The organism is Pseudomonas sp. GL-RE-29, from assembly GCF_019947275.1.
Taxonomy (GTDB): domain Bacteria; phylum Pseudomonadota; class Gammaproteobacteria; order Pseudomonadales; family Pseudomonadaceae; genus Aquipseudomonas; species Aquipseudomonas fluorescens_A.
On the sequence record NZ_JAGYGD010000018.1, the window covers coordinates 86,450 to 108,476 of the forward strand.

A 22,027-nucleotide genomic window follows, 5' to 3' on the forward strand; every position below is an offset into this window, starting at 1 on the left:
TTGACGGATCGAAGAATATTTTTCAGGAGGCTGGATGCACAACGACGGGAATGTAGTGCCTTTGCGCAAGGCGACTACCGACCAGGCGATTCATACGCCGCTCGCCCGCCTGCCTGTGATTCTGCTTCAGGTCCGCGACAAGGCCACTCAGCAGCTCAGGCAGGGTCTGCAGGCACTGTTCGATAACGCCGACGACACCCTCTTCGAAATGGCCGACGGGGCTCGTACCGACGCCGATCACAATATTTTGTTTCAAGCCATGCGCGACTTGCGCCTCAAGCGCAAAAGTATCGAGCGGGTCTTTTTCGAGCAATTCTTCGAAGCATTTGTCAGTCTGACCCAGTACAGCGCCACTCACACGGTCCTGCCTCAGCCTTTGCCTGTCGACATCCGCAAAGCGCTGCCCGATGACGAGTTGGAACGCGCCGTAGCGGTGGAAGCGATGGTCAACAAAGTGCTGAACCGTGATGGTTTCGCACTCGACCAGCTCACCGCCCGCCTCAGTACACTGCTGGGCAGATCGCTGATGGAGCAGCACAACCCCATGGGGCCGACGATGCTCTGCGCGTTTTTCTTGCAGGCCGGGCGCAACCTGGGGGTGGAGATCAAGGTCAAGTTGATCATCCTCAAGCTGTTCGAGCGCTATGTGCTCAGCGATGTTCATAAGCTCTACACCGATGCTAACCAACTGCTGATCGCCAGCGGTGTGCTGTCTGGTCTCACGTCCGCTCCGATAGGCCAGATAGCGGATGACGCGGCCAGTGTTCCTTTGAAAGCGCAAAGTCCGGCGCAGGTGCCGGCGATCGACGTGGCCGATGAGGACGTGATCAATCTGATCGCTATGCTCTTCGACTACTTTCATGATGACCGCACTTTGCCGGGATCCTTCAAGCCATTGATCGCCCGGCTACAGATTCCACTGGTGAAAGTAGCGGTGCTCGACAAGAGCTTCTTCAGTCGCAGCAGCCATCCCGCGCGGCGTCTGCTTAATGAGATCACCAATGCGACTTTGGGCTGGAGTGAGGGTGATGACCCTCAGCGCGACGGACTTTACCTGTGCGTTGAACAGGTCGTGCAGCGCCTCTCGACCGAATTTGTTGATGATCCGGCGATATTTTCTGAGTCGCTGGCCGATTTCCTGGCGTTCACCAGTGATGAACGTCGTCGCAGTGAATCGTTGGAGCAACGTATCCGCGATGCTGAAGAGGGTCGTGCCAGAGCTGAATTGGCCCGCCAGCGCGTCGAGCAGGCGTTGAATCACGCCATGCTCGGAAAAGTCCTGCCTCAGGGGGTGGTGCTGTTTGTCCAGCAGGCCTGGAGCAAAGTGTTGCTGCTGACTTGCCTCAAGCACGGCGACCAATCGACGCAGTGGCATGCCGCGGTGCAAACCATGGAGCAGTTGATCTGGAGCGTCCAACGCCATGACGAACCCGATGCACGGTCGCACTTGTTGGCGCTGGTGCCGGGTTTGCTCAAGGCGTTGCGCGAGGGCTTGAGCGGTTCGGCGTTCGATCCGTTCGCCACGGCCGGGTTTTTCAGTGAACTGGAAGGCTTGCACGTTCAATTGTTTGAACACGGCACCCAAGCCACACCGCTTGCAGGGGCGCCGATGATGATCGAAGTGCTGGAAGAAGTGGTTTTGCCGAGGGCCGATGAATTCCCGGTCGATACAGTTTCGGTGCGTTTGCCGGCGGACGATGCGGGCTTGCGTCAAGTCGATCAATTGAGTGTTGGTAGCTGGGTCGAGTTTCAGGAAAACCCTCAGCGCTGCAAACTGGCGGCGATCAACGAAACCAGCGGTCAGTACATTTTCGTCAACCGCACGGGTATGCAGGTGCTGGAGCGCAGCCGCACCCAGCTCGCCATCGAATTTCGTCATGGCACGGTACGGGCTCTGGAGGACACCTTGTTGTTTGATCGGGCTCTGGAGTCGGAGATCGGTAAGCTGCAGCGCCTCGATCGCGGCAAGTGATCGCATGCCGAGGGTCTATCGCGGCATACTGGGCACCAACACAGTCGTCGTTGAAGGAATTTGTATGCAGTTGGACCCCGCAAGCGGTTGGTGTCAGGACGTGCATTTATGCCCCTCGCCCAACTTCAATGCGCGCCCCGAGGGCGAAATTTCCCTGCTGGTGATCCACAACATCAGCCTGCCGCCGGCGCAGTTCGCCACCGGCAAGGTGCAGGAGTTTTTCCAAAATCGCCTGGATGTCACGGAACACCCGTACTTTGAGGGGATTGCCGATCTGCGGGTGTCTGCGCATTTTCTGATTGAGCGTGACGGCACCGTCACTCAGTTTGTCTCTTGCCTGGAGCGCGCCTGGCACGCCGGTGTTTCGATTTTCGAGGGACGGGAAACCTGTAACGATTTTTCCGTGGGCATCGAGTTGGAAGGCACGGATGATCTGCCGTTCACCGATGCTCAATATGACGCATTGACGGTGTTGACCCGGCAGCTGCAAAACACCTTTCCGGCCATCACCGCACAGCGCATCTGCGGGCACAGCGACATCGCGCCCGGGCGCAAGACCGATCCGGGCCCTGCGTTCGACTGGGCACGCTATCGCACGGCCCTGCTACGAGAGGAAGGACAATGAGTTTTCTGGTGTTGCTGTTGGCGGTGTGGATCGAGAAATTCTCGGCCCTGCGCCACCAGATTCAACGTGATGGCGGTTGGGTGCGCGAGTTGCACAAGCTTGAATCCAGCCCGCGTCTGACGAAGCGTCCGTGGCTGGTTCTGGTCGTGATGGTGTTGTTGCCGGTGGCGTTGCTGGGCTTGCTGTTGGTGGTCCTGGATCCGGTCGCCTACGGTTTGTTGGCGTTGCCGGTGCACCTGCTGGTGGTGATTTACAGCCTGGGACGCGGCGACCTGCTGGGCGGTCTCGGGCCTTTTCGCGATGCCTGGCGTCGCGAAGACCTGCAAGCTGCGGCCCATGTCGCCAAGCGTGACCTCGACATCTGCGCCGACAGTGGCGAGCAACTGCTGGAACGGGTCGAAGCTCATCTGTTGTGGGAGGCTTACCAGAGCTTTTTTGCGGTGATTTTCTGGTATTTCCTGTTGGGACCGGTCGCGGCGCTGGCCTATCGACTGCTGGCCCTGGCCGAAGAACACGGGCAAAACCCGACTGTGGTCGAGCGCGCAGGACAATTGCGCCATGCCTTCGACTGGCTGCCGGTACGTCTGCTGGCGGCCAGTTTTGCCTTGGTGGGTAACTTTGTCGCGGTCAGCCGGGTGATGTTGCACGAATTGTTGAACTGGAACATCAGCGCCGCTCAACTGATCGAGAAGGCCGGACTTGTGGCCGGTGAAATTCCGGCTCCGGTGGTCGGGCCTGAAGGCATCAACAACCTTGACCGGATCTGGGAGTTGCTGCTGCGGGCGGCAGTGCTCTGGTATGCGGGTTTTGCGTTGTGGACCGTGATGCCCTGATCCGGGATTAAAAATCAAAAGATCGCAGCCTGCGGCAGCTCCTACATGGATCGCGTACTACCGATAATCGGATGCACGCACCCCTGTAGGAGCTGCCGGAGGCTGCGATCTTTTTGCCATTAACCTTAAGTTACAAAACTTCCCGCCGATTTAAGTTATACAGAGACAGCGCCCAATAGTGGCTATCTGCTGTCGGTCTGCGCCTGCCAATAAAAATAAGAAATCCAAGGGAGACTTCCAGTGAAGAGCTTGCTCTATCCCGCCGTCGCACTGATGAATCGCCTGAGCTTCGGCATGAAGTTCAGCCTGATCAGCGTACTGTTTCTGGTGCCGATGCTGGTGACCAACTTCTACCTGGTGCGTGATTCCTATCGCGAATTCCAGGGCACCCGGGTTGAACTCCAGAGCCTGGATCTGTTGGGCAGCAGCCTGACGTTGCGGCGCGATCTGGAGACCCTGAACAACCTGGTGCAGATCAACGTCTCCCTCGGTCAATCCGGCAAGGCCGGGAATGTCGAGTCACAGATCAATACTTTGGGGCAAAGTGTGCTGAGCCGTATGCAAGGGTTGACGGCGATGAGCACGGACCCGGAACAGATTGCGGTCTTCGATGCCAAGCGCGATGAAATGATCGCCGCCTTCAAGGCTCAGCAAGCCGAAAGCTCGCTGCAAAGCAAAAGCGGCATGATCGGCAAGTTGCTCGGCAGCGCGCAGGTGTTCAGCCAGATCATTGCCAGTCAGGCCGGCCTCAGTCGTGATACGCAAAGCGACATGCGCCAACTGAGCGAACTCATCACCAATGTCACCCCGCCGGTCACTCAGCTGCTGGGCGAAGGCCGGGCGATGGGCTCTTTTTCGCTGGGGCAGGGCTTTATCAATTCCTCATCGAGCACGCGTTTCGATGAATTGTTGGCACAGATCGAAAAGCTGCAGGGCGAATACGGGGTGAAACTGCAGGATGCGCTGGGCTCCAGCTCTGCCGCACGGGAAACGCTTGCCGCCAAGGCTGATAGCAGTCGGGCGTCGCTGAAGAAAGCCAGTGAATTGTTCGAAGAACAAGTGGTGATGGCCGACACCCTCGATAGACCATGGCAGGGCTTTTACGATCAGGTCACGGGCCTGATGGACCAGACCTACCAACTCAACGAAGCCACCCTGAAATTTCTCGGCACCCAGTTGCAGCAGCGTCTGGAGCAGAACCGCACGCACATGGTCTTGCAGGCCGTGGCGCTGTCGGTGGTTTTTGTGTTGATTTTTTATCTCTACGGCGGCTTCTACGCCTCGACCCGCACCACCCTCAAACGTCTTGGCGGGGTGATGGACAAAGTGGCGGCTGGCGACATGACCGTTACCTTCAGCGCCAATAGCCGCGATGAGTTGGGCGAGTTGGGCGAGGTGTTCAACGGCACGGTGAAAAAAATCCATGACCTGATCGAGCGGGTGGGGCAGACCGTCAGCGAGGTCGAGCGTCAGGCCGGGCAAGTGGAACATGTCTCGGCGCAAAGCAATCAGGCAGTGGCCGGGCAGCGCACGCAGATCGAGCAGGTCGCGACGGCGATGAACCAGATGTCCGCCACTTCACTGGAGGTCGCACGCAGTGCCGCTGCGGCGGTCAGCAGCGCCCACAGTGTCAACGACGAGACCGTCAGCGGTCGGGGACTGGTGCAGTCCCAGCAGGGCAGCATCGCGGCATTGGCCAACGAGATTGATCAATCGGTGCTGGTCATCAATCAACTGGCCAGCGACAGCCAGTCCATCAGCCGCGTGCTGGAAGTGATCAAGAGCATTGCCGAACAGACCAATCTGTTGGCGCTCAACGCTGCAATCGAAGCGGCCCGCGCCGGTGAACAGGGGCGTGGTTTCGCGGTGGTGGCGGACGAGGTCCGGACCCTGGCCAAGCGCACTCAGCAATCAACCGAAGAAATCGAGCAGATGATCGCCAAGCTCCACGGCGGTGTTGGCGCAGCGGTGAAGGCGATGGGCGTCAGCCACGAAATGGCGAATGGCACCGTGGGGCAGTCGGAAAAAGTCCAACTGGCACTGGAAAACATCCTTGGCGCCGTGGGCATGATCGTCGATCAGAACCAACAGATCGCCGCCGCCGTGGAGCAGCAAACTGCCGTGGCACACGACATCGATCAGAACATCGTCGAGATCAACCGCGCCGGCGAGCGCACCGCCGAAGGTGCGCACCAGACCGAGGACGCCAGCCGTGCGTTGTCGGCTCAGGTGGTGGAGTTGAAGCAGTTGATCAGCGCGTTCCGGGTCTAACGAACACTGTGCCCCCTGTGGGAGCGAGCCTGCTCGCGATGACGGATTAACAGTCGAGAATTATGTCGACTGACACTCCGCTATCGCGAGCAGGCTCGCTCCCACAATTGTTTTGGTTTGTCTGTTACCAGTTGAACAGCTCACAGGCATTGGCGGTGCTGGCGGCGGCCAGTTGCTCGGGGCTGATCGCCATGATGGCGGCCAGTGCCTCGCAGATCGCCGGCAAGTGCGCGGGGCTGTTGCGTTGACCGGGGAACATGGCGGGCGCCATGTCCGGTGAGTCGGTTTCCAGCACCACTGAATCCAGCGGCAGCTCGGCGAGGACGCGGTGCATACGCAGCGCTTGTGGCCAGGTCGCGGCGCCGCCGAGGCCGAGTTTGAACCCGAGCTTGATGTACTCGCGGGCTTCTTCCTTGCTGCCAGCGAAGGCGTGGATGATGCCGGCTCGTTTCAATTTGAAGCGTTTGAGCGTGGCAATCACCGCCGCATGGCTGCGCCGCACATGGATCAACGCCGGTAAATTGAAGTCCGCCGCCAGTTGCAGTTGTGCGTCGAACAACGCTTGCTGGCGATCGCGGTCCAGTGTTTCGATGAAGTAATCCAGGCCGATCTCGCCCACCGCGCACAACTGTCGGTGACCGGCCAAACGGCTTAGCCAATCAGCGAGTTCGGTTAAATCTTCCGGACGATGATCGTCCAGATACACCGGATGCAAACCGAAGGCCGCATGCAGGTCGGAATCGCTTTGCACCAGCTCCCAGACTCGCTGCCAATTGCCCTGATAAACCCCCAGCACCACCATTCGCCGCACCCCGAGGCCCCGGCTTTCGGCCATCAGCGCCTGACGATCCGCGTCGAAGTCGGGAAAGTCCAGGTGCGTGTGGGTGTCGATCAGGTCCATGGCTCAGTCCTGACGAATACGTTGTTTGAACGTCCGTGCGATGGCCTGCACGCCGGGTTGATAATCGGACTGCTCGATGGCAGCCAGCGCCAGGGCCAGGGCTTTGTCGGCAATCAGCTGATGTTGCTGCGCCATGGCGTTGACCGGCAGCGGCAGGAAGTCGAGTAACTGGGTGTCGCCGAAGGTGCCGAGTCGCAGCGGTCGGGATTTCAGCGGGAAGTCGTGCAAGGCATCGAACACGCCCTGTAGCAGTACGTAGGACGTGGTCACCAGCGCATCCGGCAAATGCCCCAGGCGCTGTAGCATTTCTTCCATCAACTGCTTGCCGCACTCGCGGCTGAACGATTCGCCGTGCTCGATCAGCACTTCGCCGTTGAATACGGTCAGCGCCTCTTTGAACCCGGCGGCCCGTTCCTGGCTGATGCTCAACTCGGGGCGGGCGCCGATCAGGGCGATCTGCTTGGGCAACGGCTCGAGCAGGCTGCGTGTCAGTTGCAGGCTGGCTTCGCGATCGTCGCTGATGACCGAGCAGAAATGCTCGGGCGCCATGACCCGGTCGATGGCGATGATCGGAATGCCCTTGGCCTGCAATTGGAGATAGCTGTCGTCGCCGGGCGGCAGGCAACTGGCGACAATCAGCGCATCACAGCGCCGGGCGCGGAACAGTTGCAGCAATTGCCGTTCGCTTTCCGGTGCATCGTCGGAGCTGGCGATCAGCAACTGATAGCCGCGAGCGCGCGCACCTTGTTCCAGCAGTTTGGCGATTCGCGCGTAACTGGGGTTTTCCAGGTCCGGCAGAATGAACCCCAGCGTGCGGGTGTGCCGACTGCGCAGCCCGGCCGCCTGCGGGTTAGGCGTAAAGCCATGAAGATCGACCACCGCGCGCACGCGCTCGACGGTGGCGCTGCTGATGCGTTGCTGTTCGGCCTTGCCATTGATGACGTAGCTGGCGGTGGTAACGGACACACCGGCCAACTGGGCTATATCACTGAGTTTCAACCCGCAATTCCTTGTTTTCTCGAGCTTGCCTCGACATTTTCGCCAATCCTACCCGATTCGGGCAGTCGACCATGGTCACAACGCATCCGACAAGTTGGACTTCAAGGATGGGACATTATCGAGTAACGTGCCAATCGATCTAGATTAAACGTTTCAGCAAGCGTATTTTCTACGTTAAAGGTGCCTTTGGCCGGTTCTGCCGCGAAACCGACAAAGACTGTGACAATACAAGCGCCTAAGCTGAAATCATTCAAAACAATACCTGGTGCCAACCGGTGCCAAAAAGGAGAAAGCATGCTCGAGCTCACCATAGAGCAGATATCCATGGCCCAGTCGGCTGTGGATAAGTCCGCAGCGTTGCAATTACTCGCCGGGCATCTGGTCGCCGACGGTCTGGTGGCCGACGGTTACCTCGCCGGGTTGCAGGCGCGCGAAGCCCAGGGCTCGACCTTTCTCGGCCAAGGTATTGCCATCCCCCACGGTACACCGGAAACCCGCGATCAGGTGTTTTCCACCGGCGTACGGCTGATGCAATTCCCCGACGGCGTTGATTGGGGCGACGGCCAGATCGTCTACCTGGCGATCGGCATTGCTGCCAAATCCGATGAACACTTGCGCCTGCTGCAACTGCTGACCCGTGCCCTCGGCGAGACCGATCTGGGCCAGGCCTTGCGCCGCGCCAGTACCGCTGATGCCTTGCTGAAACTGCTGCAAGGCGCGCCGCAAGAACTGGCGCTGGATGCGCAGATGATTGGTTTGGGCGTTGCCGCTGAAGATTTCGAAGAACTGGTTTGGCGTGGTGCACGTTTGTTGCGCCAGGCCGATTGTGTCAGCAACGGTTTCTCCGCCGTGTTGCAGCAAGTCGAAGCGTTGCCGCTGGGCGATGGCCTGTGGTGGCTGCACAGCGAACAAACCGTCAAGCGTCCCGGCCTGGCCTTCGTCACGCCGGACAAACCGCTGCGCTATCTCGGCCAGCCGCTGAGCGGGTTGTTCTGTTTGGCCAGCCTCGGTGAGGCCCATCAAGCATTGCTCGAACGCCTGTGCGCGTTGCTGATTGAAGGGCGCGGCCATGAATTGGGTCGCGCCACCAGTTGCCGCGCGGTGCTTGAAGTGCTCGGCGGTGAGTTGCCGGCGGACTGGCCGAGCGCGCGGATTGCCTTGGCTAACGCCCACGGTTTGCATGCGCGCCCGGCGAAAATCCTCGCGCAATTGGCAAAAAGTTTTGAAGGCGAAATACGCATCCGCATCGTCGACGGCCAGGACAGCGCCGTGTCGGTGAAGAGCTTGAGCAAACTGCTCAGCCTCGGCGCCCGTCGCGGTCAAGTACTGGAAATCATCGCCGAGCCGAGCATCGCCGCTGATGCATTGCCTGCGTTATTGGCCGCCATCGAGGAAGGCCTCGGTGAAGAAGTCGAGCCGTTGCCTGCGGTGAGCCAACAACGCGAAGAGATTGTCGAGGTCGCCGCGGTGCTGCTCGCGCCGGCATCAGGCAGCCTGGTTCAGGCCATCGCCGCCGCACCGGGGATCGCCATTGGCCCGGCGCATATTCAAGTGCTGCAAACCATCGATTACCCGCTGCGTGGTGAGTCGGCCGCCATCGAGCGCGAGCGTCTCAAGCAAGCGCTGGCGGATGTGCGGCGTGACATTGGCGGTTTGATCGAACGCAGCAAGGCCAAGGCCATTCGCGAGATTTTCGTCACCCACCAGGAAATGCTCGACGACCCGGAATTGACCGATGAAGTCGACACCCGCCTCAAGCAAGGCGAGAGCGCGGAAGCGGCGTGGATGTCGGTGATTGAAGCCGCAGCGCGGCAACAGGAATCGTTGCAAGACGCCTTGCTCGCCGAGCGCGCCGCTGACTTGCGCGACATTGGCCGTCGGGTGCTGGCGCAACTCAGCGGTGTCGAAACCCCGAGTGAGCCGGAGCAGCCGTACATTCTGGTGATGGACGAAGTCGGTCCGTCCGACGTGGCACGTCTCGATCCGGCGCGTGTCGCCGGCATTCTCACCGCCCGTGGCGGCGCCACCGCGCACAGCGCCATCGTCGCCCGCGCGCTGGGTATTCCAGCGCTGGTCGGCGCTGGTCCGGCGGTGTTGCTGTTGGCGCCGGGTACGCCGCTGTTGATCGATGGTCAGCGTGGGCGTTTGCATGTGGACGCCGACGCGGCGACCTTGCAGCGTGCCACGCAAGAGCGCGACACCCGCGAACAACGCCTGAAGGCGGCGGCAGAACAACGTCATCAACCGGCGCTGACCACTGACGGTCATGCCGTCGAAGTGTTCGCCAACATCGGTGAAAGCGCCGGTGTGACCGCTGCGGTGGAGCAGGGCGCCGAAGGCATCGGCCTGCTGCGCACTGAACTGATTTTCATGGCCCATCCGCAAGCGCCTGACGAGGCGACCCAGGAAGTCGAATACCGCCGTGTCCTCGATGGCCTCGCCGGGCGGCCGTTGGTGGTGCGTACCCTTGATGTTGGCGGCGACAAACCGCTGCCGTATTGGCCGATCGCCAAGGAAGAAAACCCGTTCCTCGGTGTGCGAGGCATTCGCCTGACCTTGCAGCGGCCGCAGATCATGGAAGCGCAGATTCGCGCCTTGCTGCGCGCCGCCGACAACCGTCCGCTGCGGATCATGTTCCCGATGGTCGGCAGCGTCGATGAGTGGCGTCAGGCGCGGGACATGACCGAACGCCTGCGTCTGGAAATCCCGGTCGCGGACCTGCAACTGGGGATTATGATCGAAGTGCCGTCGGCCGCTTTGCTGGCGCCGGTCCTGGCCAAAGAGGTCGACTTCTTCAGCGTCGGCACCAACGACCTGACCCAATACACCCTGGCCATCGACCGTGGTCATCCGACCCTGTCGGCCCAGGCCGACGGTTTGCATCCGGCGGTGCTGCAACTGATCGACATCACCGTGCGCGCCGCCCATGCCCATGGCAAGTGGGTCGGCGTGTGCGGTGAGTTGGCGGCCGATCCGCTGGCGGTGCCAGTGCTGGTCGGGCTGGGTGTGGATGAGCTGAGTGTCGGTGGGCGCAGCATCGCCGAGGTCAAGGCGCGGATTCGCGAACTCAGCCTGGCTCAGGCTCAAACCCTTGCCCAACAGGCACTGGCCGTGGGCAGCGCCAATGAAGTGCGCGCATTAGTGGAGGCCCTGTAATGGCCAAGATCTTAACCCTGACCCTCAACCCGGCACTGGACCTCACCGTGCAGTTGCCGCGCCTCGAGCCCGGTCAGGTCAACCGCAGCGACGTGATGCACACCCACGCCGCCGGCAAAGGCGTGAACGTGGCGCAGGTGCTGGCGGACCTTGGGCATCAACTGACCGTCAGCGGTTTCCTCGGTGAAGACAATCCGCAAGCGTTCGAAACGCTGTTCGCCAAACGCGGCTTTGTCGATGCGTTCATCCGCGTGCCCGGCGAAACGCGTAGCAACATCAAACTCGCTGAAAGCGATGGGCGTATCACCGACCTCAACGGTCCGGGGCCGCTGGTCAGTGCGGCGGCGCAGCAGGCCTTGCTTGATCGTCTCGATCAGATTGCGCCGGGACATGACGCCGTCGTTGTCGCTGGCAGCCTGCCGCAAGGCATCAGCCCGCAGTGGTTGCAGGCGTTGATCCTGCGCTTGAAAAAGCTCGGTTTGAAAGTGGCCCTGGACACCAGCGGCGATGCGCTACGGGCCGCGCTCAAGGCCGGCCCGTGGCTGATCAAACCCAACACCGAAGAGCTGGCGGAAGTGCTCGATTGCGAAGTGGTTTCCGTTAACGCACAAGCCGAAGCGGCGAGCCGTTTACACGTGCAAGGGATCGAGCACGTGGTGATTTCCCACGGGGCCGATGGCGTGAACTGGTTCAGCGTCGGCTCGGCGCTGCATGCCACGCCGCCCAGGGTCAGTGTCGCCAGTACGGTGGGCGCGGGCGACTCGTTGCTGGCGGGCATGCTCCACGGTTTGCTCAGCGCCGATACGCCTGAACAAACTTTGCGCACCGCCACGGCAATTGCCGCGATGGCGGTCACCCAGATCGGTTTCGGCATTGGCGATGCGGCGCACCTGGCGCAGCTCGAACAGGGTGTGCGCGTGCGTCCCCTGACAGAACAATAAGAGGGTTGGTCATGAAGTTAGCCATTGTTACTGCCTGCCCGAATGGCATGGTCACCAGTGTGCTGTGCGCCCGTTTGCTCGACGCAGCGGCCCAGCGTCAGGGCTGGAGCACCGGTGTCGAAATCACCGATGCGGCGCATCCCGAGCAGCAATTGTCGGCGGCCACGATCGACGCGGCGGAGTGGGTGTTGCTGGTGACCAGCGCACCGGTGGATATGTCGCGATTCGTTGGCAAGCGTGTATTCCAGAGCACTCCGGCGCAGGCCCTGCAGGACGTCGAAGCGGTGCTGCGCCGTGGGGCGCAAGAGGCTCAGGTGTATGTCGCGCCTGAAGCCGTTGCCGAACCGATCACCGTCGCCCAAAACGCCCCGCGTCTGGTGGCGATCACCGCATGCCCGACCGGTGTCGCCCATACCTTCATGGCCGCCGAAGCCTTGCAGCAAGCGGCCAAGCGTTTGGGTTACGACCTGCAAGTGGAAACCCAGGGCTCGGTCGGTGCGCGCAATCCGCTGAGCGAGCAAGCGATTGCCGAGGCTGAGGTGGTGCTGCTGGCCTGCGATATCGAAGTCGCCACCGAGCGTTTTGCCGGCAAGAAAATTTACCGTTGCGGCACCGGCATTGCCCTCAAACAATCTGAAGCAACACTGAAAAAAGCGCTGGCCGAAGGCACCCAGGAAACTGCGTCCACGGGCGCAAAAGGTCCGGCCAAAAAAGAAAAAACCGGCGTCTACAAACACCTGCTGACCGGCGTGTCTTTCATGTTGCCGATGGTGGTGGCTGGCGGCCTGATGATCGCGCTGTCGTTCGTGTTCGGCATCACCGCGTTCAAGGAAGAGGGGACGCTGGCGGCGGCGCTGATGCAGATCGGCGGCGAGACCGCGTTCAAGCTGATGGTGCCGTTGCTGGCAGGGTACATCGCCTACTCCATCGCCGACCGTCCGGGCCTCGCACCGGGGATGATCGGCGGTCTGTTGGCGAGCACGTTGGGCGCCGGTTTTATCGGCGGGATCATCGCCGGTTTCATTGCCGGTTACGCGGCGCAGGCGATCAATCGATATGCGCGTTTGCCGCAGAGTCTTGAAGCGCTGAAACCGATCCTGATCATCCCGTTGCTGGCCAGTCTGTTCACCGGCCTGGTGATGATCTACGTGGTCGGCAAACCGGTGGCGGGCATGCTTGCCGGGCTCACGCATTTCCTCGACAGCATGGGCACCACCAACGCGATTCTGCTCGGCGTGCTGCTGGGCGGGATGATGTGCGTCGACCTCGGCGGGCCGATCAATAAGGCGGCGTATGCGTTCTCGGTCGGGCTGCTGGCGTCGCAGAGTTATGCGCCGATGGCCGCGACCATGGCGGCCGGCATGGTGCCGCCGATTGGCCTCGGCATCGCCACGTTCATCGCCCGGCGCAAGTTCGCCCAGACTGAGCGCGAGGCCGGTAAAGCGGCGCTGGTGTTGGGCTTGTGCTTTATCTCGGAAGGGGCGATTCCGTTTGCTGCGAAAGACCCGCTGCGGGTGATCCCGGCGAGCATCGCCGGCGGAGCGCTGACCGGTGCGTTGTCGATGTATTTCGGCTGCAAGCTGATGGCGCCCCACGGTGGCTTGTTCGTGTTGGCGATCCCGAATGCGATCAACCATGCGTTGCTGTATTTGCTGGCGATTGTCGCCGGGAGTTTGTTGACGGCGGTGGTGTATGCGCTGGTGAAGCGGCCTGAGACAGTTGAGTTGGCGGTAGAGCCCGTGAGCGCGTAATCCCTTGTAGGAGCCGGCTTGCTGGCGATGGCGATTTCGTGACCGCTATCGCCAGCAAGCCGGCTCCTACAAGGCCGATGTCACCTTCAGGTCATGTTTTCCATTTTCAGGGAGAACACCATGAGCGAATTCGACCTCGGCCGCCGTCGTGTCTTGCAAGCGGTGGGCGCCGGGTTGTTGTTGCCGGGGCTGGCGCCGGTGGTGATTGCGTCGATCAAGGATCGTCCGCAACTCACCGATGGCGTGCAGTCCGGCGACGTGCTGGGCGATCGGGCGATCATCTGGAGCCGCAGCGATCGCCCGGCGCGCATGGTGGTGGAGTGGGACACCCGCAGTCTGTTTCCCTACCCCCGACGCTTCGTTTCGGCCCTGGCCGATGCCCGCTCCGATTTCACCGCCCGGGTCGAGCTCAGCGGGCTGCCCGCCGATCAGGCGATTTTCTATCGCGTACAGTTCGAAGATGCCCAAAGCGGCGTCACCAGCGAGCCGTGGTTCGGCCATCTGCGCAGCGTGCCGCAGACGAGGCGCGACATCCGTTTCGTCTGGAGCGGTGACACTGCCGGCCAGGGCTTCGGCATCAATCCGGACATCGGCGGCATGCGCATCTATGACGCGATGCGTTTGCGGCTGCCCGACTTCTTTATCCACTGCGGCGACAGCATCTACGCCGACGGTCCCATACCGGCGCAACTCACCACAGAAAGCGGTCGCGTGTGGCGCAACATCACCAGCGAAGCCAAGAGCAAAGTCGCCGAAACCCTCGACGATTACCGGGGCAATTACCGCTACAACCTGATGGACGAAAACGTCCGCCGCTTCAACGCCGAAGTGCCGCAGGTCTGGCTATGGGATGACCACGAAGTGGTGAATAACTGGTCGCCGGGCACGTCTCTGGATGCGCGCTACACCGACAAAGATATCCACAGCCTGGTGCGGCGCGGACGTCAGGCCTGGCTTGAATATGCGCCGATGCGTTGGCAGAGCGCCGAAGCTGGTCAGCGGATTTATCGTCAACTCAGTTATGGGCCATTGCTCGATGTGTTCGTGCTCGACATGCGCAGTTATCGCGGGGCCAACGACGACAACTTGGGTGCCGCCAAACCCTTCCTGGGTCGTGAACAACTGGATTGGTTGAAGGCTTCGTTGAAAGGCTCGAATGCCCAATGGAAAGTCATCGTCGCTGACATGCCGATCGGCCTTGGTGCACCGGATGGTCAGGTCAGCCCCGGCTTGATGCGCTGGGAATCGGTGGCCAATGGCGACCCGGGACCGGCGCAGGGGCGTGAGCTGGAAATCGCCGAGTTGTTGGGTTTTCTGCGGGCGCATCAGGTGCGCAATTTCCTCTGGCTGACGGCGGATGTGCATTATTGCGCGGCGCATCATTACCACCCGGACCGCGCCGCGTTTCAGGACTTTGAACCGTTCTGGGAGTTCGTCGCGGGGCCGCTGAATGCCGGGAGTTTCGGCCCGGACAAACTGGATAAAACCTTTGGCCCTGAAGTGGTGTTCGAGAAAGCACCACCCGTGCAGAACATGTCGCCGTTTGCCGGGTTTCAGTTTTTTGGCGAGGTGAACATCGATGGCCAGACAGGGGAGTTGAGCGTGGTGTTGCGAGATCTGGATGGGGTGGCGGTGTTCGAGCAAAATTTGCAGCCAGCCTGACCACACATCCCCTGTAGGAGCTGCCGAAGGCTGCGATCTTTTGATTTTGATTTTTGAAAGATCAAGATCAAAAGATCGCAGCCTGCGGCAGCTCCTACAGAGGCGGGGTGGGTCAGTAGACGTCGCGGCGGTAGCGGCCCTGTTCGATCAGGCGCTGGACTTCGGCGGCGCCCAGTACGTCGTTGAGCACTTGATCCACGCCTGCGGCCATCCCCTGAAGGCTGCCGCAGATGTAAATCACCGCGCCGTCCGCCAGCCATTTTTTCAGCTCATCGGCCGATTCGCGCAGGCGATCCTGGACGTAGATCTTCTCGGCCTGATCCCGCGAGAACGCCAGGTCCAGACGTTCCAGGTCACCCGAAATCAACCACTCTTCCAGCTCATCTCGACACAGGTAGTCATGCTCGCGATTACGTTCGCCGAACAACAGCCATTGACGCTGTTGGCCATCGGCAATCCGCGCCTTGAGCAAACTGCGCAGCCCGGCCAGACCGGTACCGTTGCCCAGCAGGATCATCGGCACCGGCTCGGTCGGCAGGTGGAAACCGCTGTTGCGCCGTACGCGCAGGCTGATGGTGCCGCCCACTGGCGCGTGTTCGGTCAGCCAGCCGGAACCGATCCCGAGGCTGCCATCGGGGTGCAGTTCCTGGCGCACGATCAGTTCCAGGACACCGTCGGCGGCAATCGAGGCAATCGAGTATTCACGCGTGGCCAACGGCACCAGCGCCTCCGCCAGCGCCTGGGCATGCAGGCCGACCAGGTGCGCGCGGTTCTCCGGCAATTGGCGGCTGGCGAGGGCTTGTTCCAGCGGTTGCGACAGGCCATCGAATTCAATCGTCGCCCGGCCATCAATCCCCAGGCCATCGAGGAAATGTTCGATGGCCCATGGGCAATTGCGTGGCAACACTTCCACCAGGTCGCCGGCCAGCCAACTGCTGGTGGTCGGCGCCTTGAGGCTCAGCAAGTACACCGGCGAACCGCTGCTGTCCGGGTTGAGTAGCTCTCGATGTGCCAGGATCCAGTTGTCGTAGCTTGGTGCTTGCCAGGTGTCCGCCGGCATCTGCCCGGTCAACTGGCCGAGTTGTTGCTGCCAGTGACGCAAGGCGTAAGGGTCACCGCTGTCGACTTCCACCGGGGCGAACAAGGTCTTGCCGCCGTGCTCGCCGAGCCAGGTGTGCAAGCGCCGGGCGAAACCGCAGAAGTGTTGATACTGCCGATCACCGAGGCCGAGTACGGCGTAGTTCAGGCTTTCCAGGCTCAGCGCGCGACCCAATACCTTGCGTTCAAAACCACGGGCGCTGTCCGGTGCTTCACCGTCGCCGAAAGTGCTGACTACGAATAGCGCGTTGTTCGAATCACGCAGGTCCTGCTCGCTGACCGTCGCCAGTGCCTGCACTTTCACCGGCAGGCCGGCCGCCTGCAACTGACCGGCGGTTTGCCACGCCAGTTGTTCGGCAAAGCCGCTCTGGCTGGCGAAACCGATCAGCCACGCCGGGGCGTCGCTGCCCGCTTGGGCGAGGCCTTGGCGGGCGTCCTTGATCTGGCGTTTTTTGCGCCGACGATCAAGATAAAGCAACCAGCCAGTGATGAAAAACAGCGGCATGGTCAGGGCGCTGATGGTCAGGACAATCCGCCCGACGATGCCGAAGTAGCTGCCGACGTGCAGCGCATAGATGCTGGTCAACAACTGCGCCTTGAAGCTCTTGTCGCTGTAGCGATCGTGACGCTTGATCGCGCCGGTGGCGGGATCGAGGGTGAGCTGGTTCAGCGCGCGGTCGTGGGGCGAATCTTTGAGCAGGTAGAAAACGGTCGCCGGTTGTCCGGCCACCGCAGGCATGCGGGTGTTGTAGAAACTCAGGTCGGGACCGGCGGCGCTGTAGATGCTGCTCCACATCGCCGAGTAATCGACGGTCGGTGCCGGACCACTTGGCGCAGGGCCTCGACCGCCGCGAACGCGCTCGTTCTGCGGCGAATCGGAGAGCAATCGGGTCAGGCCTTTGTTGTACCACTCGTAGGACCAGGACAGCCCGGTCAGTGCCGCCAGGAGGTAGAACACCAGGCACCAGGTGCCGGCGACCGAGTGCAGATCCCAATTGAAGCTGCGACCTTTTTTCTTCCAGTCGAGGGTCAGCCAGGCACGCCAGCTTTTCCACTGGCGCGGCCAGCGCAGGTACAGGCCCGACAGGCAGAAAAACACCAGGATCAGCGTGCACGCACCGGTGATTTGTCGACCGGTATCGCCCATGGCGAGGAAGCGGTGCAGTTGCAGCATAAAGCCGAAGAAGCCCTGGCCGGTGGCGTCGCCCATGAGTTCAGCGGTGTACGGGTCGAAGAAACGCATCTGCCCGCGCCGCTCGCCCGGTGGCGGGGTGAAGAACACTTTGGCGGCAATGTCGCTGTCGATGCCGACCGAGAGCATCGCCACTTTTTTGCCCGTGGCCGCTTCGATTTTCTCCACCAGTTCGGCAGGCGGCAAAACACCGGCGACCTGTTTCTCGACCTGCAACACCGAAGGGTTCAGGGCGTACAGGATCTCATCCTGAAACGATACCGTCGCCCCGGTGATGCCCATCAGGGCCAGGACCAGTCCGGCGCTGATGCCAAAAAACCAGTGCAACTGGAACAGGGTTTTCTTCAACACGTCGCTCGCCTTGTTCGTTCAAAAGTGGTCATCACGGCGCGCATTATGCCGTGGGTTGTCGAGAAACATTCTGTTTACACACAAAAGCCCCATTCACCTGGATGAACGGGGCCTACCTCTGTAGGAGCTGCCGCAGGCTGCGATCTTTTGATCTTTTAAAAGCAAGATCAAAAGATCGCAGCCTGCGGCAGCTCCTACAGGTTTGTGTTCACGCTTGTGTCATCAGAAGTGGAAGTTGGTGCTCAGCAAGGCAGTACGGCCCGCCGCCTGGTTGGCGAAGTGAGTCGAGAAGGCTTTGTCGTAGTAGGTTTCGTCGGTCAGGTTCTGTACGTTTAGTTGCAGGTCGACGTTTTTGGTCAGCTTGTAGGCGGCCATCGCATCGTAACGAACGTAGGAATCAACCATGGTGGTGTTGGCCGCGCTACCGAACACGTCGTCGACATAGAACGCGCCACCGCCGATGGTCAGCTTCGGCGTGACCTGGTAAGTCGTCCACAGGCTGGCGCTGTTTTTCGGTGTGTTCGGCAGTTCGTTGCCATCGTTGGCTTTGTTGGCCGGCAGGTCGCCGCCATCCACTTGCTCGCTGTCCATGTAGGCGTAACCGGCGAATACCTGCCATTTGTCGGTGAGCTTGCCGGTGGCCGACAGTTCGAAACCTTGCACGCGGGTTTTGCCGACGTTTTCGTAGGTGGTGGTGTTGGTTTGCACACGAGCGTTGTCTTTCTCGGTGCGGAAGATGTCTGCCGTCAGCGACAGGCGATCGTTCAGCAGATCCCACTTGGTGCCGATTTCGTAGTTCTTGGTGGTTTCCGGCTCCATGTCGCTGCTCAGCAGGTTGCCGCTGCGATCAGGGGTGCCGCCCAGCGGGTTGCCATCCTGGCCTTCGCCGAGGGTAGCGCCCGGTGGCGTTGCCGAGGTTGCGTAGGACGCATAGATGCTGCCGTTTTCCGCCGGCTTGTAGACCACACCGAACTGACCGGTCACGAACTCGCTGACATCATCGCCCTTGGCGGTGGTGGTGCCGGCTGCGTTGTAGGTTTTGTAGTCGGTGTCGAAATGGTCGTAGCGCAGGCCCATGTTCACCAGCCACTGCTCGGACAGCGTCAGGGTGTCGAACACGTAGAGCGCGTAGGTTTTGCCCGTGGTGTCGGTGCCGGCATAGTTGCGCGAGATGGCACCGTTCCATGGATCGCTCGGGGTCGGGTTGGACAACGAGGTGCAGTTGTAGCCGCTTGGCGCGCCGATCATCGCCGGGGTGCAGTTGGTGCTCGAAGCCGGCACCGTCGTCAGTGGAGTGGTGTCGGAGTTGACGGTGTACGAGGATTTCTGGCTTTCCTCACGGCTCAACTCGATACCGGTGGCGAAGCTGTTCTTGAAGCCGGCGATGTACACGTCACCAAACAGGTCGGTCTGGTTGGTGGTGGTCTCGGTGTTGCTGACACGGCTGTTGGGCCGGCGCCAGACGCTGCCATTGTTGACGTTGCCCTTGCTGTCGTCCGGCTGGGTCAGGATGTAGTCCTGCATGCTGTTGCCATGACGCAGGGTGTTCTTGATGGTCAGCGCGTCGCTCAGGTCGTGCTCGATGGCGATGGTCGCGGTATCGGTGCGGCCCTTGCGGAAATCGCGGCCATCGAGACCGTAGAAGTTGCTGCTGTCGCCGCCGTCGTCTGGTTTGTCCGGGTTGGACTTGGTACGGGCAGCGGAGCCAGCGGTCGGTATCGAATACGGAATGCCCGAGTCCGGCGTGTCGTTACTTTCCAGATGGTAGTAGTCGAGGTTGACGCGGGTATCTGTGCCCAGGCCGAAGGCCAGCGATGGCGCAATGCCCCAGCGATCGTAATCGACGCTGTCACGCCCGGCGACGTTGCTCTCGTGGCTCATCAGGTTCAGACGGCCAGCGGCGGTGTCAGTGAACTGATAGTTGCCATCCAGGGTGTAACGCTGGGTCTGATCGGAGCCCCAGGTAAAGCCGCCGTCGAACGAATTGCCCAGGTGCGCTTTTTTGCTCACCAGGTTGATGCTGCCGCCAGCTGCGCCGCGGCCGCCGATGGCCGAGTTCGGGCCCTTGCTGACTTCGATCGATTCAACGGCGAAGATTTCGCGGCTTTGCGAACCGGTATCGCGCACGCCGTCGAGGTAGGTGTCGCCCTGGGCATCGAAGCCGCGAATGAATGGACGGTCGCCCTGCGGGTTACCGCCTTCACCGGCACCGAAGGTGATGCCGGGAACAGTACGCAGCGCGTCCTGCATGTTCATCGCGCCAGTGTCTTTGAGCACTTGCTGCGGGATAACGGTGACGGAGCGTGGTGTGTCGACCAGCGGTGCGGTGTACTTGGGAGAGGACGCTTTTTCGACGTTGTACGAGGTTTCGTCCTGAGCTTCGCCGGTGATGGCAGTGGCACCGAGGGAGATGGTGTTGCTCGGTGCTTTTTCGTCGGTCTTTTCAGCCGCGAAAACCATGTGGCCCGCGGAGCCGGCAGTGATCGCCACGCCAATTGCAGAAGCGAGCAAACGCGGTGAACTGACAGGTAATTGTGCTTGTTGGCGTGACATTTTAATTCCCCTCCCCAAGGATTTGAGGCCGCGGAATATAGGGTAAACACGTATTCGTATCAATTGCGAAACATTACTATTCGCACTGAATTTACAATCTTTACAATTTAACCTTACGGTTTTTGCTGTTTCGTTCGTCCCGTGGGTTTTACACAGTCAATAAGAATCAATACCATTGGCACCCCTTTGCTCCCAGGTGTCTCTGCCATGCTGCTGCACATCCCCGGCTTGTTCGATAAAGAAGAAGTGCAGCGCATTCGCGAGGCTCTGGAGCAGGCCGATTGGGCCGATGGCAAGATCACCGCCGGTTATCAGTCGGCCAAGGCCAAGCACAATCTGCAATTGCCCGAAGGTCATCCGCTGGCCAAGGAGATTGGCGCGGCCATGCTGGAACGGTTGTGGAAAAATCCGCAGTTCATGTCAGCGGCCTTACCTCACAAAGTCTTTCCACCGCTGCTGAACTGTTACACGGCCGGCGGCAGTTTCGACTTCCACATCGACAACGCCGTGCGTCAGCCCAAGGGCAGCATGGAGCGGGTGCGCACCGATCTGTCGGCCACCTTGTTTTTCAGTGAGCCGGAGGATTACGACGGCGGTGAGCTGGAAATCCAGGACACCTACGGCACCCAGCGCGTGAAGCTGCCGGCCGGTGACATGGTTCTTTACCCCGGCACCAGTTTGCACAAGGTCAACGCGGTCACTCGCGGGACGCGCTACGCCTCGTTTTTCTGGACCCAAAGCCTGGTGCGCGAAGACAGTCAGCGCGCCTTGCTGTTCGAGATGGACGGCGCGATCCGGCAACTGACGCAGGATGTGCCGGATCACCCTTCGCTGATCCGCCTGACGGGCACCTATCACAATCTGTTGCGCCGCTGGGTCGAGGTATGAGTTTTCATTTGCGTCGCGAGGAAGTCCTTGACGGCGATGCGCTCAAATCCATGCTCGAAGAAAGCCCGGCCCGTGCTGCCCAGGCCATTTTGATGGCCGCGCGCGAAGACGTTCTCGATGCGCAGGCGCTACTCGGGCAGATTCTGCTGGACGGGCAGGGCATCGCTCAGGATCAGCCGCTGGCGGTGCGCTGGTTCGACATCGCGGCGCGGCGCGGGCATTTGATGGCGCGCAACATGCTCGGGCGTTGCCATGAGCATGGGTGGGGATGCGAGGCTGATGCTGCGCTGGCCGCTCGGCATTATCAGGTTGCAGCCGAGGCTGGGCTGGATTGGGCGATGTACAACTACGCCAACCTGTTGGCGACCGGGCGCGGAGTGGTTGAGGATCAGCTCAAGGCATTGAGTTTTTATCAACAGGCCGCCGACATGGGCCATGCGAAATCGATGAACCTGCTGGGGCGATATCTGGAAGAAGGGCGCGTTTGCCCGGCAGATCCGGCAGCCGCCCGTGACTGGTATCGGCGTTCCGCCGAGGGTGGGGACTTTCGTGGGCAGTTCAGTTTTGCGGCGGTGTTGGCTGATGAAGGCAATGTCGATGGCGCGTTGGACTGGCTGCGCAAGGCGTTGGTCGCCGGAAATCTTAATTTCCTGCGGGTGGCGAGCGAGGCGCTAAAGAGCGCCACCGACCCACGCATTCAAATGCTGGCGAACGATTACCGCCGCCGCTGCACCGAACTCACGTCGACCCTGTAGCGGCCGCAGGCTGCGATCTTTTAAAAGCAAGATCAAAAGATCGCAGCCTGCGGCAGCGCCTACAGGGGGATGGTGTACA

General features: G+C 60.9%; 14 protein-coding genes. 10 read left to right on the forward strand and 4 right to left on the reverse strand.

Translation table 11 applies throughout. The features are described 5' to 3' along the window. The first annotated feature begins 34 nt into the window (after window positions 1-34). The 4 genes from KGB21_RS16445 to KGB21_RS16460 all read left to right on the forward strand — a co-directional run bounded on the left by KGB21_RS16445 (window position 35) and on the right by KGB21_RS16460 (window position 5,701). Window positions 35-1,972 carry a DUF1631 domain-containing protein gene (locus KGB21_RS16445; protein WP_223505810.1) on the forward strand — a complete coding sequence of 646 codons (1,938 nt, stop codon included), beginning with the start codon at window positions 35-37 and terminating at the stop codon, window positions 1,970-1,972. Between the two features lie 64 nt (window positions 1,973-2,036). Beyond that, window positions 2,037-2,597, forward strand: a complete 561-nt coding sequence (gene ampD / locus KGB21_RS16450) for a 1,6-anhydro-N-acetylmuramyl-L-alanine amidase AmpD (RefSeq protein ID WP_223505857.1) — start codon at window positions 2,037-2,039, stop codon at window positions 2,595-2,597. Continuing rightward, on the forward strand, window positions 2,594-3,430 hold the full coding sequence (gene ampE / locus KGB21_RS16455; protein ID WP_034148325.1) for a regulatory signaling modulator protein AmpE: 837 nt from the start codon (window positions 2,594-2,596) through the stop codon (window positions 3,428-3,430). The genes ampD and ampE overlap by 4 nt, the downstream gene beginning before the upstream one ends. A gap of 240 nt (window positions 3,431-3,670) precedes the next feature. Further along, entirely contained in the window at window positions 3,671-5,701 is a 2,031-nt protein-coding gene (locus KGB21_RS16460; RefSeq protein ID WP_223505812.1) for a methyl-accepting chemotaxis protein, read from the forward strand. A gap of 124 nt (window positions 5,702-5,825) precedes the next feature. Here the strand turns inward: KGB21_RS16460 and KGB21_RS16465 are convergent, their stop codons facing one another. Continuing rightward, the gene (locus tag KGB21_RS16465; RefSeq protein WP_223505814.1) at window positions 5,826-6,602 is read right to left on the reverse strand and encodes a TatD family hydrolase; all 777 of its coding nucleotides are present in this window, start codon (window positions 6,600-6,602) and stop codon (window positions 5,826-5,828) included. A gap of 3 nt (window positions 6,603-6,605) precedes the next feature. Continuing rightward, the gene (gene cra / locus KGB21_RS16470; RefSeq protein WP_223505816.1) at window positions 6,606-7,601 is read right to left on the reverse strand and encodes a catabolite repressor/activator; all 996 of its coding nucleotides are present in this window, start codon (window positions 7,599-7,601) and stop codon (window positions 6,606-6,608) included. Between the two features lie 294 nt (window positions 7,602-7,895). Here cra and ptsP point away from each other — a divergent pair, with 294 nt between their 5' ends. The 4 genes from ptsP to KGB21_RS16490 all read left to right on the forward strand — a co-directional run bounded on the left by ptsP (window position 7,896) and on the right by KGB21_RS16490 (window position 15,111). Next, window positions 7,896-10,757: a phosphoenolpyruvate--protein phosphotransferase gene (gene ptsP, locus KGB21_RS16475; RefSeq protein WP_223505818.1), complete on the forward strand. Its 2,862-nt coding sequence runs from the start codon at window positions 7,896-7,898 to the stop codon at window positions 10,755-10,757. After that, the gene (gene pfkB, locus KGB21_RS16480) at window positions 10,757-11,698 is read left to right on the forward strand and encodes a 1-phosphofructokinase (RefSeq protein ID WP_223505819.1); all 942 of its coding nucleotides are present in this window, start codon (window positions 10,757-10,759) and stop codon (window positions 11,696-11,698) included. The genes ptsP and pfkB overlap by 1 nt, the downstream gene beginning before the upstream one ends. Window positions 11,699-11,709: 11 nt before the next feature. Next, a complete protein-coding gene (locus KGB21_RS16485; RefSeq protein WP_223505821.1) occupies window positions 11,710-13,449 on the forward strand; it encodes a PTS fructose-like transporter subunit IIB in 1,740 nt (579 codons plus the stop codon). Window positions 13,450-13,569: 120 nt separating this feature from the next. After that, on the forward strand, window positions 13,570-15,111 hold the full coding sequence (locus KGB21_RS16490; protein ID WP_223505823.1) for an alkaline phosphatase D family protein: 1,542 nt from the start codon (window positions 13,570-13,572) through the stop codon (window positions 15,109-15,111). A gap of 112 nt (window positions 15,112-15,223) precedes the next feature. Here KGB21_RS16490 and KGB21_RS16495 read toward each other — a convergent pair whose 3' ends face one another. Both KGB21_RS16495 and KGB21_RS16500 read right to left on the reverse strand, forming a co-directional pair. After that, complete coding sequence (locus tag KGB21_RS16495; protein ID WP_223505825.1) at window positions 15,224-17,752, reverse strand: PepSY domain-containing protein; 2,529 nt, start codon at window positions 17,750-17,752, stop codon at window positions 15,224-15,226. Window positions 17,753-17,974: 222 nt separating this feature from the next. Then, window positions 17,975-20,305 (reverse strand): TonB-dependent receptor, encoded by a 2,331-nt coding sequence (locus tag KGB21_RS16500; RefSeq protein ID WP_223505826.1) that lies wholly within the window; start codon window positions 20,303-20,305, stop codon window positions 17,975-17,977. Window positions 20,306-20,512: 207 nt separating this feature from the next. On the opposite strand from KGB21_RS16500, the gene KGB21_RS16505 reads away from it, so the two are divergent. Both KGB21_RS16505 and KGB21_RS16510 read left to right on the forward strand, forming a co-directional pair. Then, the gene (locus KGB21_RS16505) at window positions 20,513-21,193 is read left to right on the forward strand and encodes a Fe2+-dependent dioxygenase (protein ID WP_223505828.1); all 681 of its coding nucleotides are present in this window, start codon (window positions 20,513-20,515) and stop codon (window positions 21,191-21,193) included. After that, window positions 21,190-21,948 carry a tetratricopeptide repeat protein gene (locus tag KGB21_RS16510; RefSeq protein WP_223505830.1) on the forward strand — a complete coding sequence of 253 codons (759 nt, stop codon included), beginning with the start codon at window positions 21,190-21,192 and terminating at the stop codon, window positions 21,946-21,948. Before KGB21_RS16505 ends, KGB21_RS16510 begins: the two co-directional genes overlap by 4 nt. The last annotated feature ends 79 nt before the right edge of the window (window positions 21,949-22,027 follow it).

Bases quoted from the DNA above. Each gene is read 5' to 3' on its own strand.
- KGB21_RS16445 (WP_223505810.1), top strand. From the start codon at position 35: ATGCACAACGACGGGAATGTAGTGCCTTTGCGCAAGGCGACTACCGAC.
- ampD (WP_223505857.1), top strand. From the start codon at position 2,037: ATGCAGTTGGACCCCGCAAGCGGTTGGTGTCAGGACGTGCATTTATGC.
- ampE (WP_034148325.1), top strand. From the start codon at position 2,594: ATGAGTTTTCTGGTGTTGCTGTTGGCGGTGTGGATCGAGAAATTCTCG.
- KGB21_RS16465 (WP_223505814.1), bottom strand. From the start codon at position 6,602: ATGGACCTGATCGACACCCACACGCACCTGGACTTTCCCGACTTCGAC.
- ptsP (WP_223505818.1), top strand. From the start codon at position 7,896: ATGCTCGAGCTCACCATAGAGCAGATATCCATGGCCCAGTCGGCTGTG.
- pfkB (WP_223505819.1), top strand. From the start codon at position 10,757: ATGGCCAAGATCTTAACCCTGACCCTCAACCCGGCACTGGACCTCACC.
- KGB21_RS16485 (WP_223505821.1), top strand. From the start codon at position 11,710: ATGAAGTTAGCCATTGTTACTGCCTGCCCGAATGGCATGGTCACCAGT.
- KGB21_RS16490 (WP_223505823.1), top strand. From the start codon at position 13,570: ATGAGCGAATTCGACCTCGGCCGCCGTCGTGTCTTGCAAGCGGTGGGC.
- KGB21_RS16500 (WP_223505826.1), bottom strand. From the start codon at position 20,305: ATGTCACGCCAACAAGCACAATTACCTGTCAGTTCACCGCGTTTGCTC.
- KGB21_RS16505 (WP_223505828.1), top strand. From the start codon at position 20,513: ATGCTGCTGCACATCCCCGGCTTGTTCGATAAAGAAGAAGTGCAGCGC.
- KGB21_RS16510 (WP_223505830.1), top strand. From the start codon at position 21,190: ATGAGTTTTCATTTGCGTCGCGAGGAAGTCCTTGACGGCGATGCGCTC.